General features: G+C 70.9%; 14 protein-coding genes. 11 read left to right on the top strand and 3 right to left on the bottom strand.

The genetic code is table 11. The features are described from left to right. Positions 1-20 precede the first annotated feature (20 nt). The 4 genes from WH85_RS07690 (at position 21) to WH85_RS07675 (ending at position 3,493) form a co-directional block, all read left to right on the top strand. Positions 21-590 carry a helix-turn-helix domain-containing protein gene (locus WH85_RS07690; RefSeq protein ID WP_045741022.1) on the top strand — a complete coding sequence of 190 codons (570 nt, stop codon included), beginning with the start codon at positions 21-23 and terminating at the stop codon, positions 588-590. Continuing rightward, positions 587-1,789, top strand: a complete 1,203-nt coding sequence (locus WH85_RS07685) for an MFS transporter (RefSeq protein WP_045741021.1) — start codon at positions 587-589, stop codon at positions 1,787-1,789. Before WH85_RS07690 ends, WH85_RS07685 begins: the two co-directional genes overlap by 4 nt. 465 nt (positions 1,790-2,254) lie before the next feature. Further along, positions 2,255-2,974 carry an HAD family hydrolase gene (locus WH85_RS07680; RefSeq protein WP_245673849.1) on the top strand — a complete coding sequence of 240 codons (720 nt, stop codon included), beginning with the start codon at positions 2,255-2,257 and terminating at the stop codon, positions 2,972-2,974. A 168-nt stretch (positions 2,975-3,142) separates the two neighbouring features. Next, positions 3,143-3,493, top strand: a complete 351-nt coding sequence (locus tag WH85_RS07675) for a hypothetical protein (RefSeq protein ID WP_045741020.1) — start codon at positions 3,143-3,145, stop codon at positions 3,491-3,493. On the opposite strand, the gene WH85_RS07670 is transcribed toward WH85_RS07675, so the two are convergent. The 3 genes from WH85_RS07670 to WH85_RS07660 are packed head-to-tail and all read right to left on the bottom strand — an operon-like array spanning position 3,481 to position 7,363. Further along, positions 3,481-4,392: a phosphotransferase gene (locus WH85_RS07670; protein WP_052720236.1), complete on the bottom strand. Its 912-nt coding sequence runs from the start codon at positions 4,390-4,392 to the stop codon at positions 3,481-3,483. The two genes, WH85_RS07675 and WH85_RS07670, sit on opposite strands and share 13 nt — an antisense overlap. Continuing rightward, positions 4,389-5,474 carry a substrate-binding domain-containing protein gene (locus WH85_RS07665; RefSeq protein WP_052720235.1) on the bottom strand — a complete coding sequence of 362 codons (1,086 nt, stop codon included), beginning with the start codon at positions 5,472-5,474 and terminating at the stop codon, positions 4,389-4,391. Before WH85_RS07665 ends, WH85_RS07670 begins: the two co-directional genes overlap by 4 nt. Continuing rightward, a complete protein-coding gene (locus tag WH85_RS07660; protein WP_052720234.1) occupies positions 5,471-7,363 on the bottom strand; it encodes a heparinase II/III domain-containing protein in 1,893 nt (630 codons plus the stop codon). The genes WH85_RS07665 and WH85_RS07660 overlap by 4 nt, the downstream gene beginning before the upstream one ends. A 232-nt stretch (positions 7,364-7,595) precedes the next feature. Between WH85_RS07660 and WH85_RS07655 the strand changes: the two genes are divergently transcribed. Genes WH85_RS07655 through kduD form a run of 7 tightly spaced genes read left to right on the top strand, consistent with a single transcriptional unit; the run spans position 7,596 to position 15,309 of the window. Beyond that, a complete protein-coding gene (locus tag WH85_RS07655) occupies positions 7,596-9,608 on the top strand; it encodes a DUF2264 domain-containing protein (RefSeq protein ID WP_045741019.1) in 2,013 nt (670 codons plus the stop codon). Continuing rightward, positions 9,608-10,909, top strand: coding sequence for an ABC transporter substrate-binding protein (locus tag WH85_RS07650; RefSeq protein ID WP_045741018.1), 1,302 nt, complete (start codon positions 9,608-9,610; stop codon positions 10,907-10,909). The genes WH85_RS07655 and WH85_RS07650 overlap by 1 nt, the downstream gene beginning before the upstream one ends. Before the next feature lie 58 nt (positions 10,910-10,967). Beyond that, positions 10,968-11,873 (top strand): carbohydrate ABC transporter permease, encoded by a 906-nt coding sequence (locus WH85_RS07645; protein WP_045741017.1) that lies wholly within the window; start codon positions 10,968-10,970, stop codon positions 11,871-11,873. Next, positions 11,873-12,718 (top strand): carbohydrate ABC transporter permease, encoded by an 846-nt coding sequence (locus tag WH85_RS07640; RefSeq protein ID WP_045741165.1) that lies wholly within the window; start codon positions 11,873-11,875, stop codon positions 12,716-12,718. Before WH85_RS07645 ends, WH85_RS07640 begins: the two co-directional genes overlap by 1 nt. Positions 12,719-12,722: 4 nt before the next feature. Beyond that, positions 12,723-13,391 carry a hypothetical protein gene (locus tag WH85_RS07635; protein WP_045741016.1) on the top strand — a complete coding sequence of 223 codons (669 nt, stop codon included), beginning with the start codon at positions 12,723-12,725 and terminating at the stop codon, positions 13,389-13,391. After that, on the top strand, positions 13,388-14,548 hold the full coding sequence (locus WH85_RS07630; RefSeq protein WP_045741015.1) for a glycoside hydrolase family 88 protein: 1,161 nt from the start codon (positions 13,388-13,390) through the stop codon (positions 14,546-14,548). Before WH85_RS07635 ends, WH85_RS07630 begins: the two co-directional genes overlap by 4 nt. Next, positions 14,545-15,309 (top strand): 2-dehydro-3-deoxy-D-gluconate 5-dehydrogenase KduD, encoded by a 765-nt coding sequence (kduD, locus tag WH85_RS07625; protein WP_211275305.1) that lies wholly within the window; start codon positions 14,545-14,547, stop codon positions 15,307-15,309. The genes WH85_RS07630 and kduD overlap by 4 nt, the downstream gene beginning before the upstream one ends. The last annotated feature ends 31 nt before the right edge of the window (positions 15,310-15,340 follow it).

Raw genomic sequence — 15,340 nt, 5'->3', positions numbered from 1 at the left:
CATTAAATATTCTGCGCTGCATGACCGAGCACATGCCCGAAGTGGACGCCCTGCGCGCCCTGGCCCACCCGATGCGCATGCGGATCCTCGGATCCCTGCGCATCGACGGTCCGGCCACGTCCGCGCTGCTGGCCCGCCGTCTCGGCACCGACAGCGGCCAGACCAGCCACCACCTGCGCCTGCTCAACAAACACGGCTTCGTCGAGGACGCGCCCGAACTGGGCCGCGGCGCCCGCGGCCGGGAACGCTGGTGGAAGGCGTCCCAGGAGACCACCTCCTGGCCCGACGACCCGGACGAGCTGGGCCCCGGCAGCGCGGACGTGATCCGCGCGCTGAACCGGGCGGCCCGCCGGGTCTGGGACGACGTGGTCGAGACCTACCGCGACCAGGCAGCCCGCGGCGAGTGGAGCGCCGAGTGGCAGGCCGCCGGTGGTTTCGGTGACACGGCGATCCGGACCACCCCTTCACGATTGGCCGAACTGCGCACTGCCATGCGGGAGCTGATCGACTCCTACGAGGTCGAGCCGGCACCGGACACCGAGACCGTGGTCGTGATGGTGCAGGCCTACCCCTACCGGCCCGTCCAATGAGCACCAGCCTGTGGCGCAACCGGGACTTCAACCTGCTCTGGGGCGGCCAGGTCCTCTCCGCGTTCGGCAGCGCCGTCTCGGCCCTGGCGTTCCCGCTGCTGGTCCTGGCGTTGACCGGCTCGCCGCTGCAGGCCGGGGCGGTCGGCACGATCGCCGCGGTCACCGCCCTGCTCTGCCGCCTCCCGGTGGGCCTGCTCGTCGACCGGGTCAACCGCCGCCGCGCCATGCTGCTCGTCGACCTGACCCGGCTGCTGGCCTTCGCCGCCCTCGGCCTGGCCGTGCTCACCGGCTCCGCCGGGCTCCCCGCGATCATCCTGGTCGCGGTGCTGGACGCGGCGGGTAGCACCCTGTTCAGCACCGCCGAACACGCCGCCCTGCGCAGCATCGTTCCGGCGGCCCAACTGCCGGACGCGGTGGCCCGCAACGAGGCCCGCGGCTTCGCGGTCGGACTGGTCGGCCCGTCCGCCGGTGGTCTGCTGTTCGGCCTCGGTCACGCCGTGCCGTTCCTCGGCAACGCCCTGACCTACCTGGGCTCCCTGATCAGCGTCGCGCTGATCCGCCGTCCGCTCCAGGAGGAGCGCTCACAGACGCCCGGCGGTTTGACGACCGGTCTCCGCTTCGTCTTCGGCGACCCGTTCCTGCGCGCGGTCCTGGTCATCGCCGCCCCGCTGAACTTCGCAATCACCGGCATCCTCTTCACCATCGTGATCGCCCTCCAGCAGCGCGGCGTCGCCCCCGCGGTGATCGGCCTGACCGAGACGATGATCGGCGTCGGCGGCCTGATCGGAGCGATCGCAGCCCCGACGCTGCAACGCCGGCTGGGCCTCGGACCGCTGGTCCGGACGATCTGCTGGGCGGCGGCAGGGCTGTTCCTGCTCAGCGCCCTGCTGACCGGAAGCATCGCCGCGGCGGTCCCGGTGGCGGTGATGATGGTGCTGGCGCCGGCCTGCAACGCGGCCCTCTTCGGGTACCAGGCCGCGATCACCCCCGACCACCTGCAGGGCCGCGTCATCAGCGTGATCTTCCTGTTCGCGACGTCGGCCGCGGCGGTCGCCCCGCTGCTGGCGGGCGTGCTGACGAGCACCTGGAACGCCACGGCGGCCACCGTGCTCTTCGCCGTGGCGGTGATGGTCTCCGCGGTGGCCGCCACGGTGAGCCGGGGCATCCGCACGCTGACCCCGGCCCCCGCCCTCACCTAGGGTTGGTGTCCACCCACGGTGACCGGGTCGACGGCCGTTCCCAGTGCGGCTCCTGGTCGTCGACCGGCCCGCGATGATTGAGACACCTTTCGTGCCCAGGGTGGCGGCAGCGAGGCGACACGATCTCACTGAGGCTCAGTGGGCGGTGCTGGAACCCGCGGTGTCTGCGGATCCACGGCGAGGTCGTCCGCCGCGACGGCCGAAACGGCAGATCATCGATGGCGCCCGGCCCAGGCGTCTCGTCAAACCGGAGCGACCCGTCTGGGCCGCCGTCCGGCAGGGGCTGCTCACCCTCGTCGAGGCGATGACACCGAGCCCGGCCGGGGGCTGACGCCTGGTGGCTGACGCCTGGTGGCTGACGCCTGGTCGGCGATCGCGTCGGTACCCCCGCCGACCACCAGCACGGTAGGTCCGGTTCCAATGGTGACTCCGCAGGATTCCGCACCGGAGACAAGGGAGAGGCCTGTGATCCACCACACCGAGGGCGTGCCCGCCGGCACCGAGTTGTTCGATCGGGCGTTCCGCACATGGCGACCGGACGCGGTGGTCTTCGACTGCGACGGCCTGTTGATGGACACCGAACCGTGCTGGACGGTCGCGGAAACCGCGATCTTCGCGCGCCGCGGCCTGCCGTTCGGCCCGGAGCAGAAGGCACTGGTCATCGGCAAGTCCGTCGCGGACGCCGGTGCGGCGATGGCGACGGCGTTCGGCGAGACCGGCAACGCCGCGAACCTGGCCGAGGAACTGTACTCGTTGGTGGTGGAGATCGTAGGGTCCACCGCGGAGGCCATGACCGGTGCGCACGCCATCGTCGACCTGGCGGCCAGGGCGGTGCCGGTCGCGGTGGCCAGCAACTCGCCGCGCCGGCTGCTCGACGTGGCGCTCGCCCGTGGTGGCTTCACCGACGCCTTCGCGGTCAGTGTCGCCGCCGACGAGGTGACCTCACCCAAGCCGGCGCCTGACCTCTACCTCGTCGCCTGTGAACGGCTTGGTGTCCTGCCGGATCGGGCACTGGCGTTCGAGGATTCGATCACCGGTCTCAGGTCCGCGCGAGCCGCGGCTGTCCCGGTGATCGGAGTGCCGACCCTCGCCCATCAGGAGTTGCCCGCCGATGTGGTCGTCAGCTCGCTGACGGACCCCGGCCTCAACGAGTGGATCAAGGGCTGGCTCGGTGAGTCGCCCTGATGCCGGTAGGCGGGAAAGCACACCGACGTGCCGTCCGGCCTGTCGGGTCCGATCCGGTACGGGGCTGAGACTGGAGGTCGCAAGCCCGCCCGGCCGCAGGAGGCTCCCTTGAACCGTGTCGCCCGAGTCCTGATCGTCCTAGCCGTCGCCGCTACGGGGCTCATCGGAATGGCTGACACCGCGAGCGCCGAAGACAAGAGCGTCGGCGGTAAACGGGACATCCGCCAGGCACGCGCGGCCGCGTTCGCCGGCAGCTGGGTCTGTTCGAAGGGGCAGACCATCGTGGAGATCGAGTCGACGACGCGCAAGGCCGAGTTCGTCCGCTACCGGGTGTACGCGGGCCGCAAAGTAGCCGCCGAAACCCTCGAGGTGCCGAAGCGCGGCGCCGCCACCTACAGCGTGTGCCTGCCCGCGAAACCGTCGACGATCCGGGTCGAGGTCATCGCCTACACCATCGACGAGGAACGCCTGGACAGCCGACGGTTGGAGGCGCAGAACTCGCCGCTCTACCCCGGATAGACGGCGGTCAGGTCGCCGTCGTACAGCCGGGCGCAGAAGTCGTTCATCCGGGACGCGGTCGGAGCGTGCCGGGCGACGATGTCGGCCACCTGCTCCGGCACGCCCGCGGGGAGGCGGCCGTCGCGGATGAACCGGTTGCGGGCCAGGGGAGCGGCCGGCGCCCCGCACACCGTGGTGACCAGCCAGTTCACCAGCCGCATCGAAGCATAGTCGGCGTCGTGACCACCGTGAGAGGCGACGAAGTCGCGTTCCGGGCCGGACAGGTCGAAGTCCGGTGAGGTGGCGAGTCCGAAGTCGACCAGGTAGAGCCGGTCGTCGTCGGCCCGGATGTTGCCGAAGTGGGCGTCCAGGTGCAGCAGCCGGCGCTCCCGGAGGGAGTCCACCAGCGCGAACAGCTGGCGTTCGACGGCGGCGGCGTTGGTGACCGGGTCGCTCAGCCATCGGGGCAGCCCGTCGGGGAGGTATTCGGAGAACAGCACCAGGCTCGCCGTGGCGGCCGCCAGCGCCTCGAGCCGGGCCCGGATCGCCGGGTCGCCGCCGAACTGGGCGACCACCGCGTCGATGTCGCGGTGTTCGGCGGCGACCGGCGGGCGGCCGGGCAGCACCCGCCAGTGGTGGAGCCGCGGGGAAAGGGCCAGTTCACGCCACGCGTTGAAGGTCGGGGCGGGCAGGCGGTACATGCCGTACTGGTGGCGGGCCGGCAGGTCGAACAGGTTCGCCGTGTCGTGCGGGTGCGCCAGTTCCCGGTCGGTGATCGGGATCCGTTTGACGAACACCGGCACGCCGTCGACGTCGAGTGTCGACGAGCCGCCGCCCACCCCGGCGCCGTGCTCCGATGCGGTCCGGAGCAGCACCGACAGTTCGGCGTCTCCGTAACGGGAGAGGCGGGCGGCGATCACCGCGGTGGTGTGACCGAGTCGCGCAGGTGCAGGGACGGGCTGATCACGACCCGGTGGGTGGGGCGTCCCGGGTCGGCGAGGCGGTCGGCGGCCAGGCGTACCGCGGCCCGGCCGATCGAGCGGCGGGGCGGGCGGACCGCTGTCAGCGCCGGGCTGAACAGTCCGGCCACCTCGTCGTCGTAGGCGATCACCGACAGGTCGCCGGGGACCGACAGGTGGCGCTCCTCGCAGCGCTGGACCAGCGCTATCGCCTCCGCGTCGGCGTGCACCAGCAGGGCCGTGGTGCCGCTGGCCAGGGCCTGGTCCAGGGCGCGGTCCAGGGCGGCCTTGCAGTCCGGCGACTTCGCGTCCGGGACCAGGGCGTCCACGGTGTCCGTGATGTCGAGACCGCACTCCTCGGCGGCCTCGCGCCAGCCGCGCCGGACGTGCGGGCGGGTCGGGCTGGGGGCGGCCAGTATCACGCCGACCTTGCGGTGGCCCAGCGAGGCGAGGTGGCGGACGGCCATCGCCGCGCCCAGCGCGTGGTCGGTCACCACGGACTCCAGGACCGCGTGGTGCGGGCCGGCGGTCGCGGTGCGTTCCAGCAGCACCACCGGCAGGCCGGTGGAGACCAGCCACTCGATGGTGTCGCCGCTGGTCGGGGCGTCCATCCGGGGTGCCACCACCAGCGCGCTCACACCCTGGTCGACGAGGCGGGCCAGTTGAGGCCGGTCGTCCTGGGTGTCGTAGGAGGAGCCGCGCAGCACGATCCGCATGTCCAGCTCGCGGGCCGCCTCCTCGGCGCCCCGGGCGACGTGCGGATAGTAGTAGTCGAGCGACGGCACCAGCATCCCGATCGCGATGCCGGCGGCCGGTGACGACAGCGGCGTCTCCTCGGCGTCGGGCAGGGCGACGCCGCCGTGCACCCGCCGGACCAGGCCTTCGGACGCCATCTGGGCGATGTCGCGGCGGATCGTCACGGCGGCGGCGCCGAGCGCGTCGGTCAGGTCGGAGATGCGCAGCACGCCGTCGCGCTGCAGGGCCTCGAGCAGGCGGGCTCGGCGCGCGACCTGCAGAGGGCCGCGCTTGTCGGGGTTGCTCACCGCTGCTCCTTCAGAGTCAGTTCGAGAGTACCGATCGGCCCGAGCCCGCTGACGTCGATGTCCAGCCGGGTGAGACGTGCGCCCCACACGTCGCTCAGCATCGGGTCGTCGAGCGTGCGGGGGAGCAGCGCGGCGCTGGTCCCGGCCGGATCCCAGCTGATCAGAAGAGTGCCCGCGCCGTCGAGCGCGGTCACTTCGGCACGGCCCGGTGCCAGGGTGACCGCACCGGCGAGGACCAGGTGGATCACGCTGCCGGTCAGGGACGGATCGAGATCCCAGCTGTCGCGAAGAGTGACCGTCTCGGGGGAGCGGGAAAGACGGGCCGTCCGGAGCCAGCGGTGAATCCCCGCCGCCGGGTAGGCGTCCTTCACGTTCAAGACCATTTCATGGTACGAGCCACACCTCTCACTGGCTGCCTCCGAGGCGGCGAACCCGCGACCGTGCCCTTGCGCGACGCCCCCGATCGACACCGTGCTGTGCCACGTGCTCTGCATGGTCCAGATCTCGTAGCGGCGGGGACCGAACGTCTGCGCGGTGTACGTGGGCCGCCCCGGATCGACGACCACCGGCACGCCGCCCAGGGCCACCACGACACTGCCCACGTCGTTGTGGTTGTGGTGCTCGCCGTTGTGCCCGCCCTTGACCGCGAGGGCCAGACGGCCGGCCCGGGCGAGCATCACCTGCGTGGACGCAAACCACATGTCCGCGGGCGGGGTGGGCGATGGTGGTGTCGCGGCGAGCCAGGCCGGCGAGGTCAGCGCCTGGAGCAGCCGCCCGAACCCTTGACGCTCGTCCGCCACCGGCGACGAATGGTCACGATGGACGGCCGCGTGCGCCGTCGCCGCCGGGTCCCCGATCCGCAGCGCCATCCGGTGCAGGGCCGCCCACGGCTGTTCCCGGGGTGGCCGGGCCGGTCCGTCGGCGTGGTTGAGATACCAGTCCCCGCCCAGGTGCATCCGGTGCGGAAACGCGACGACCGCCGCGAACGTGGACCACGGGACGTCCGCCCCGGACGCGTCGGCCAGCAGCTCCGCGGCTTCCAGCAGGCGGCACGCGCCGTTCCACCAGTACGCGTACCCCTCGTCGATCGCCCCGTCCGCGGGCAGCGAGGCCACGTAGCGGTCGAGTCCTTCGACGATCAGGTCCACCAGTGCGGCCCGCCGGCCCGGGGACGCCACCAGCTGCAGGGCTCCGGTCAGGACGTTGCCGTGGATCCACGGGTTCCAGTTGTGCACGTCGCCGTCGAGTCCGAGCCAGTGCCAGTCGCGGCGCTGCTCGAACGGCGTGAACACCCGCCGGTCGGCCTCGAGCCGGATCCGGGCCCGTAGCCCCGGCACGTACGCGTCGAGCTGCTCGCCGAGCAGGTGGTCGAGCCAGGCGAGCTGTCCGGCGACCTCGCCGGCGCCGAGGTCGAGGAACGGGTCGTCGGCCGTCGGCAGCATCGAGCCGTGCCGCGTGTACGTGTCGTCGTGTGCCGGCCAGCACCAGGTGCTCTGCTCGCAGAGCAGGACGACGCCGTCGGTGACCTCGTCCAGCCACTCGGGTTCGCGCGTCACCGCCGCCATGATCGCGGCCCGGGTGAGGCGGTCCTGCCGGTCGTAGATCGCCTGTTCGTAGACGGCCCGGTCGCCGTCCCGGAAGTACCGGGCGAACAGGTGGCCGAGCGGGGCGGCCCAGGGCGTGCCCCGGGAGGCGAGGGCCCGGTCCCTGATCCGGGACAGTGTCGCCGGGTCCACGACGGACGGATCCCACACGTCACGGTCGGTGGCCGTCGGGACGGGCAGGCTCGCCCCGGGTGGGGCCAGGGTGCGGCCGGTGGCGAGCCACGCCGTGGACAACGGGCCGTGCATGCTGCGGTCACCTCCGGTGGCGATCGTTTGTGATCGCATTAGATCACTTTTAACCGCCTGTTGACATCGGATCGACGCCGGAAAGAGTCCACTGCGTCCGAATGTCAGGCCAGTCGAGGATATCAATGCAGCTCAGGGACGTACGCGATCATTTTTGGCGCTCTGCGAGCGAACTTCTCATTGACATGGTCGTTTGTGAGCGTTTTACTTCCCGGAAACCGAGCCGTTCACCTCGTCGACATCACCGCCCGGCCCCCTCGGAGCGTGACGCGTGTTCCCCTCGACCCCCGTCCCCAGCGACCCCCACCGATGGGACCGTGCCGCCTGGCTCGGCCTCACCGACCACCTGATCGCCTCCGCCCGCCCGTACGCGTCACCCGGCAACGCCCTGATCACGTTGCCCGGCGCCGAGGGCGGATACGGCCGTGCCGTCGACGGTCTGGAGGGCTTCGCCCGCACGTTCCTGCTCGCCGGCTTCCGTCTCGCCGGGGAGAAGGGCGCCGGCCTCGACGAACTGGCCGACTTCTACGCCCGCGGCGTCGCCACCGGCACCGACCCGCACGCCCCGGACCGCTGGGTCCGTCTCGACGAGCACTCCCAGGCCAAGGTCGAGGCGGCCTCGATCGCCCTGATCCTGGACATGACCCGCCCGTGGATCTGGGACCGGCTCGACGCGGGCGCTCAGGAGCGGGTGGTCGACTACCTGGCGCACGCCGTCGGCGACGCCACCTACCCGCGGATCAACTGGGTGTGGTTCCGCCTGGTCGTGCAGACGTTCCTGCGTTCGGTGGGCGGCCCTCACGAACTGTCCGAGATGGCCGATGACCTGGCCACCCACGACTCGTTCCGGCGCGCCGACGGCTGGCTGGCCGACGGCGCGCACCGGGCGTACGACCACTACGCCGGCTGGGCCCTGCACCTCTACCCGGTGCTCTGGTCCCGGATGGCCGGCGCCGCCGACCTGGCCGAGCCCCGGCGCGCGGACGACGTGGCGCGCCTGGACCGGTACCTCACCGACGCGATCGCCCTGGTCGGCGCGGACGGCTCGCCACTGCTGCAGGGCCGCAGCCTGATCTACCGGTTCGCCGCGGCCGCCCCGTTCTGGGCCGGCGTGCTCGCCGAGGTCCCGTCGCTGACCCCCGGACAGTTACGGCATGCGGCGACCGGCGTGGTCCGGCACTTCACCGAACGCGGCGCCCCGGACGAGCGGGGACTGCTCACCCTCGGCTGGCACGCGCCGTGGCCGCGGCTGGCCCAGTCGTACTCCGGTCCCGGCTCGCCGTACTGGGCCGGCAAAGGCCTGCTCGGGGTGTCCCTGCCCGCCGACCATCCGGTGTGGAGCGCGCCGGAGGAGCCGCTGCCGGTGGAGTCCGGTGACGTGCTGCGCGCGGTCCGGGCGCCCGGCTGGCTGATCTCCGGCACCCGGTCCGACGGGATCGTCCGGGTGATCAACCACGGCACCGACCACTCGGTGACGGACGCGCCGGTCGCCGACTCCCCGCTGTACGCCCGTCTCGGCTACTCCACGGCCACCGTGCCGACCCTGGATGAGGACGGCTACCTGAACCCGGTCGACCAGTCGGTGACCCTCGTCGACGAGCACGGACGCCGGTCGCACCGCTCGGGTCTGCGTACCCTGAGAATCGGCCTGGAAGGGCCGGCGACGGCCCGGATCGGCATCGCCGGATCGACCGCGCGCACCCACTGGCTCGACCCGGGCGCACCCGGGAAGGACCACGGCGGAGGCCGGCCCGGCACCCTCGAACCGGCCGGCCGGATCACGGTGTACTCCCTGGTCCGCGGCCCGTGGGAGATCCGCCTGGTCCGCGTCGACGACGTCTCCGAGCGCGCCGTCGGCCTGCGGATCAGCGGCTGGCCCCTCCCCACCCCCACCAGTGTGTTGACTTCGGGCGGCTACGGCGCCGCAAGTCAACACACCCCGACCGGCGTGTGGATTTCGGGCGGCTACGACGCCGCAAGTCAACACACAGGTTCGGGGCTTGCTCCGTTGGCCGGGCTGCCTGCTACCCCGGGCGTCAGCACGCACGACGATGCCGGACCGCTCGGCCGGTCGACCCAGGTGCCGTGGCTGGACTACCCGGTCCCGGACGCCGGCGAATGGATCGCCGTGCTCCTCGAACTCTCCCGCGGCGACGGCGTCAGCCCGCCGGGCGGTCGTGCGGAGATCAGCGCCACCGATGACGGGTGGCAGGTCGGGGCCGTCTGGCCCGACGGCCTGACCACCCACACCTCCATAAATGAATCAAGAGTGAAGGAGTACTGATGAAACGCTCGATCGCGGCCGTCCTCGGCGCGGCCACGGCGCTCTCCTTGGTCCTGTCCGGCTGCGGCGGCGGAGGCGACGACGCCGACGAGACCGGTCCCCTCACGCTCAGCCTGGCCGGCTGGAGCCTCTCCACCACCCCGGAGTTCAAGACCCTCGCCGACGGTTTCCACACCGCGAACCCGGACATCACCGTCGAACTCAAGGAGTACGACGCCACCAACTACGACACCCAGATGATCGCCGACCTGGCCGCCGGCAAGGCCCCCGACGTGTACGTGCAGAAGAACCTCAAGAACTTCTACACCTACCAGGACGGCAAGCAGCTCCTCGACGTCTCCGACATCGCGGGATCGCTGGGCGCGAATGTGGGCGGGCTCAGCGCGTACCAGGTGGACGGCAAGACCTGGGCGATCCCGTACCGGCAGGACTCCTGGGTGCTGTACTACAACAAGGCGCTGTTCGACAAGGCCGGCGTCAAGCAGCCGGACGGCTCGTGGACCTGGGACGACTACGCGGCCGCGGCCAAGGAGCTGACCACCAAGCTCAAGGGCGCCGGCGACAAGGCGCTCGGGACGTACCAGCACACCTGGCAGTCCACCGTGCAGAGCTTCGCGCTCGCGCAGACCGCCGGGGCGAGCCTGGAGAGCGGCGACTTCTCCTACCTGAAGCCGTACTACGAGCGGTCGCTGGACCTGCAGAACGCGGGCGCGCAGGTCAAGCTGGGTGACGCCACCACCAACAGCCTCACCTACCAGGCCCAGTTCGGCAAGCAGCAGTCCGCGATGCTGGTGATGGGCTCCTGGTACATGGCGACGCTGCGCAGCCAGCAGACCAGCGGTGACGCCGACAAGTTCGAGTGGGGCATCGCCCCGGCGCCGCAGCAGACCAAGGCCACCACCGGCACGGCGGCCGTCCCGGTCACCTTCGCCGACCCGACCGGTCTGGGCATCAACCCCAAGGTCAGCGACCGCAAGGCCGAGGCCGCCAAGAAGTTCCTCGCGTACGCCGCCGGCGTCGACGCCGCGAAGTCCCTGGCCGGCATCGGCATCACCCCGGCCGACAGCGCCGCGGTCACCGACACGTTCTTCCAGCTGGACGGCATCCCGCAGGACGACCTGTCCAAGTTCGCCTTCGCCACCCACGACACCAAGCCGGAGAACCCGGTGGGCAAGTACACGGCCGGCCTGCAGAACGTCCTCAACGACCTGCACACCGCCGTCCTGTCCGGTGCCACGCCGATCGACCAGGCGATCACCGAGGCCCAGGACCGTGCCAAGAACGAGGTCCTGAGCAAGTGACCCCCGCCCGGCCCGGCGTGCACGAGCGCCGGGCCGGCCGGTACGACAGGGAGCGACGATGACGACGATGCCCGTGGCCCGCCGCCGACGCGGCCGGGTGATGGTGCGCAACACCGTGGTGGGGCTGAGTTTCCTGCTGCCGAACTTCACCGGCTTCCTGCTGCTGACGCTGGTCCCGGTGATCCTGCTCTTCTACTACGCCTTCACCGACTGGAGCGTCTTCGGCGGTGCCGAGTGGAGCGGCCTGGACAACTTCGAGCGGATGCTCGGCGACTCCAGTTTCTGGACGGCGCTGACCAACACGCTCTACTACGCGGCGTTCCACATCCCGCTGACCCTGGCGGTCTCGCTCGGGCTGGCGATGCTGCTCAACCGCAGGCTGCGCGGGGTGGCGTTCTTCCGGACGGTGGCGTTCTTCCCGTACATCACGTCGATCGTGGCGATCGCCCAGGTGTGGAACATGCTGTTCAGCCCGACGTACGGGCCGATCAACGAGTTGCTGCGGTTCGTCGGCGTCGAGAACCCGCCCGGCTGGACGACCTCGGCGGACGCTTCGATGCCGGCGGTGATCCTGGTCGGCACCTGGCGCGACATGGGCTACTACATGCTGCTGTTCCTGGCCGGCCTGCAGACCATCCCCGGCCAGCTGTACGAGGCCGCCAAGGTCGACGGCGCGAACGCCTGGCAGCGCTTCCGGGCGGTCACCCTGCCCGGCCTGCGCCCTACCACCTTCTTCATCACCGTGCTGCTCACCATCGGCAGCTTCAAGGTCTTCGACCTGATCCTGGTGATGACCGACGGCGGACCGGGCCAGTCCACGCTGGTGCTGTCGCAGTACATCTACAAGAAGGGCTTCGAGGAGAACGAGTTCGGCTACGCGTCGGCGGTCTCCATCGTGCTGTTCGCCATCTGCTTCCTCGTGACGATCGTGCAGTTCCTCGTCAACAAGCGCCGGAGCGAGTGATGACCACCCTGAAACCCCGCCGGAAGGCGCCCGGCCCGCTGCGGATCCTCGGGTACGTGGCACTGGCCGTCGCCGCGGTCGCCGTGCTGCTGCCGTTCTACTGGATGCTGTCGTCGTCGCTGAAGAGCAACAACGACGTGTTCAGCATCCCGATCCAGTGGCTGCCGGCCGAGCCGGTGTGGCGCAACTACCTCGACATCTGGACCAGGTCGGACATCACCACGTGGATCGGCAACACCGTGCTGCTGTCCGCGATCGTCACCACGCTGCAGGTGCTGACCGGCAGCTTCGCGGCGTACGGCTTCTCGAAGATCACCTTCCCGGGCCGGGACGTGCTGTTCCTGGCCTACATCGGCACGCTGGCCGTGCCGTGGCAGTCCTACATGATCCCGCAGTTCATCATGATGTCGAAGCTGCAGCTCACCGACACCCTGTGGTCGATCGTCGCGCTGCAGGCGTTCGGTGCGCTCGGCGTCTTCATGATGAAGCAGTTCTACGAGTCGATCCCGGACGAGCTGGTCGACGCGGCCCGCATCGACGGGATGAGCGAGTACGGCATCTGGCGCCGGATCATGCTGCCGCTCTCGGTGCCGGCGCTGGCCAGCCTCACCCTGATCACCCTGGTCAACACCTGGAACGACTACCTGGGACCGCTGCTCTACCTGCGCAGCCCCGACCTGTGGACCCTGCAGATCGGCCTGAAGTCGTTCATCAACGAGTACAACGCCGAGCACGCCCTGATCATGACGGGCTCGGTGCTGTCGGTCCTGCCGATCGTGGTGATCTTCCTGGCCGGCCAGCGGTACTTCGTCGAGGGCATCGCCACCACCGGGCTCAAGGGGTGAGCTGATGCGACTACGGATGCGGCACGAGACGATCAGCACGATCTTCGACACCGTGTACGCCGGCCTGATGACCAACGCGCTGCTGGTGCTGGCCTGCCTGCCGGTGGTGGCGCTGCTGATCACCACCGATCCGGGGCGCTCCTGGCCGCTGCTGGTGCTCGCCGCCCCCCTGTGCGCGCCGGCGTTGTGTGCGGCCTTCACGGTGCTGTCGGCCTTCACCGCGGAGAGGTCGAGTGCTGTGGTGCGTACCTTCATCACGGGGTGGAGAGCGACCGCCAAGCCGGCGCTCGCCGCCGGAGGCCTGACCACCGCGGGGTTGGTCGTCCTGGGCGTGGACGCGGTCTGGGCCTGGGGACGGCCGGTCGGTGCGGTCGTGCTGCCGCTGATCGTGGTCATGATGACGCTGCTCGCGGCGACCGGACTGCTCACCCTGGTGGTGATCGCCGAACGCCCGGCCGTGCGGCTGCGCGACGCGGCGGCGGTGGCCGTGCACCTGGCCGTGCGCCGCTGGTACCTGACGGCGTTCTCGCTGCTGGTCGTGGCGCTGTTCTGGTCGTTGCTGGCGGCCCGGCCCGCGCTCGCCCTGGGCGTGGCCGCCTCACCATTGCTCTACGTGATCTGGGCCAACGGCAGGTTCAGCATCGCTCCACTGCTCCAAGGAAGGACAGCATGACGGCGATCGATGTCCGTCCCGGCCCCGAGACCGGTTCCGCGGTGACCGCCGCGCTGCGCACCATCAGCGCGAACATCACCGAGTTCGGCGACCGGTTCCCGGGGGACACCACCACACGGGACCGCTACACGTTGCGGCCCGCCGCAGGCGACCTTCCCGAGGGTTCCAACGTGGGCTGGACGACGGCCTTCTGGCCGGGCATGTACTGGCTGGCCTACGACCTGACCGGGGACCGGACCTACCGCGACGCGGCGGCGGCTTTCCTTCCCGGGTACGCGGAGAGGATCGCCCAGCGGATCGACGTGGAGACCCACGACCTGGGCTTCCTCTACACGCTCTCGTGTGTGGCGGCGTACAAGCGGACCGGGGACAAGGATGCCCGCGACGCGGCGATCGCGGCCGCCGACCACCTGCTGCGGCGGGTGCTGCCGTCGGCCGGGATCATCCAGGCCTGGGGCGACCTGACCGACAGCCGGCAGCGCGGGCGCACCATCATCGACAGCCTGATGAACACGCCGCTGCTCTTCTGGGCCGGTAAGGTGACCGGCGATCCCAAGTACGCGGCGGCCGCGCGACGGCACACGGCGCAACTGCGGGACAACATCCTGCGCGACGACGACACCACGTTCCACACGTTCTACTGGGACCAGGAGACCGGGCGACCGCTGCGCGGCGAGACCGAACAGGGCAGCGCCGACGACTCCTGCTGGGCCCGCGGGCAGGCGTGGGGGATCTACGGGTTCACGCTGAACCACCGGCACACCGGCGACCCGACCCTGCTCGCCGCGGCGGTCCGGTGCGCGGACTACTTCCTGGCACACCTGCCCGCGGACTCGGTGGCGTACTGGGACCTGGTCTACGGCGACGGTGACGGCCAGGAACGGGACAGTTCGGCGGCGGCCATCGCGGTCAACGGACTGCTGGCCCTGGCCGACGCGGGCGCACCCCGGGCCGACCGGTACCGGGCGGCGGCGCTGCGGATCCTGCGGTCACTGATCGACGGTTACACCGACGAGTCCTCCAACGCCCTGCTGCTGCACGGCGTCTACGACAAGCCGAAGTCCGTGGGAGTCGACGAGGGCACGCTCTGGGGCGACTACTTCTACCTCGAAGCGTTGACCCGGGTGACCCAGCCGAACTGGAAGGACCACTGGTGATCCTGGACAGCTTCCGCCTCGACGGGCGGGTCGCCGCGGTCACCGGCGGCAACCGGGGCCTCGGCCAGGCGAGCGCGCTGGCCCTCGCCGAAGCCGGAGCCGACGTGGCGCTGATCGGGCGTACCGCACCGGAGTCGACCCTGGAACAGATCGCGGCGCTGGGCCGCCGTGCCACCTTCGTCCCCTGCGACCTGGGCGAGGCGTCCCCGACCGACCTGCACGCCGCCGTCCAGTCGGTGATCGACGGCCACGGGCGGCTCGACATCCTGGTCAACAACGCGGGCACCATCCGGCGCGCCCCGGCCGCCGACGTCACCCCGGACGACTGGGACGACGTGCTGACCGTCAACCTGGACGCGGTGTTCCACCTGTCCCAGGCAGCCGGCCGGCACATGCTCGACCAGGGCTCCGGAAAGATCATCATGATCGCGTCGATGCTGTCGTACCAGGGCGGCATCCGGGTTCCGGCCTACACGGCGGCCAAACACGCCGTCGTCGGCATCACGAAAGCCCTGGCCAACGAGTGGGCAGCCGCCGGCGTGAACGTGAACGCGATCGCCCCCGGATACATGGCCACCGACAACACGGCGGCGCTGCGGGCCGATCCATCACGCGCGCCCGGCATCCTGGACCGCATCCCGGCCGCCCGCTGGGGGACACCCGACGACCTGAAGGGTGCCGTGGCCTTCCTGGCCTCGGACGCGTCGTCCTACCTGCATGGCACGGTCCTGCCGGTCGACGGCGGCTGGCTCGCCCGCTGACCGCTCTGTGGTGAGTTGCGGCGCTATCGTG

Origin of the sequence: Actinoplanes rectilineatus (assembly GCF_000962825.1) — a bacterium.
Classification (GTDB): Bacteria; Actinomycetota; Actinomycetes; order Mycobacteriales; family Micromonosporaceae; genus Actinoplanes; species Actinoplanes rectilineatus.
This window is presented reverse-complemented; position numbering and strand designations above follow the sequence as displayed.

Coding starts and splice junctions, on each gene's coding strand:
- WH85_RS07675 (WP_045741020.1), top strand. CDS start 3,143: ATGGCTGACACCGCGAGCGCCGAAGACAAGAGCGTCGGCGGTAAACGG.
- WH85_RS07650 (WP_045741018.1), top strand. CDS start 9,608: ATGAAACGCTCGATCGCGGCCGTCCTCGGCGCGGCCACGGCGCTCTCC.
- WH85_RS07660 (WP_052720234.1), bottom strand. CDS start 7,363: ATGCGATCACAAACGATCGCCACCGGAGGTGACCGCAGCATGCACGGC.
- WH85_RS07635 (WP_045741016.1), top strand. CDS start 12,723: ATGCGACTACGGATGCGGCACGAGACGATCAGCACGATCTTCGACACC.
- WH85_RS07690 (WP_045741022.1), top strand. CDS start 21: ATGACCGAGCACATGCCCGAAGTGGACGCCCTGCGCGCCCTGGCCCAC.
- WH85_RS07630 (WP_045741015.1), top strand. CDS start 13,388: ATGACGGCGATCGATGTCCGTCCCGGCCCCGAGACCGGTTCCGCGGTG.
- WH85_RS07640 (WP_045741165.1), top strand. CDS start 11,873: ATGACCACCCTGAAACCCCGCCGGAAGGCGCCCGGCCCGCTGCGGATC.
- WH85_RS07645 (WP_045741017.1), top strand. CDS start 10,968: ATGACGACGATGCCCGTGGCCCGCCGCCGACGCGGCCGGGTGATGGTG.
- WH85_RS07685 (WP_045741021.1), top strand. CDS start 587: ATGAGCACCAGCCTGTGGCGCAACCGGGACTTCAACCTGCTCTGGGGC.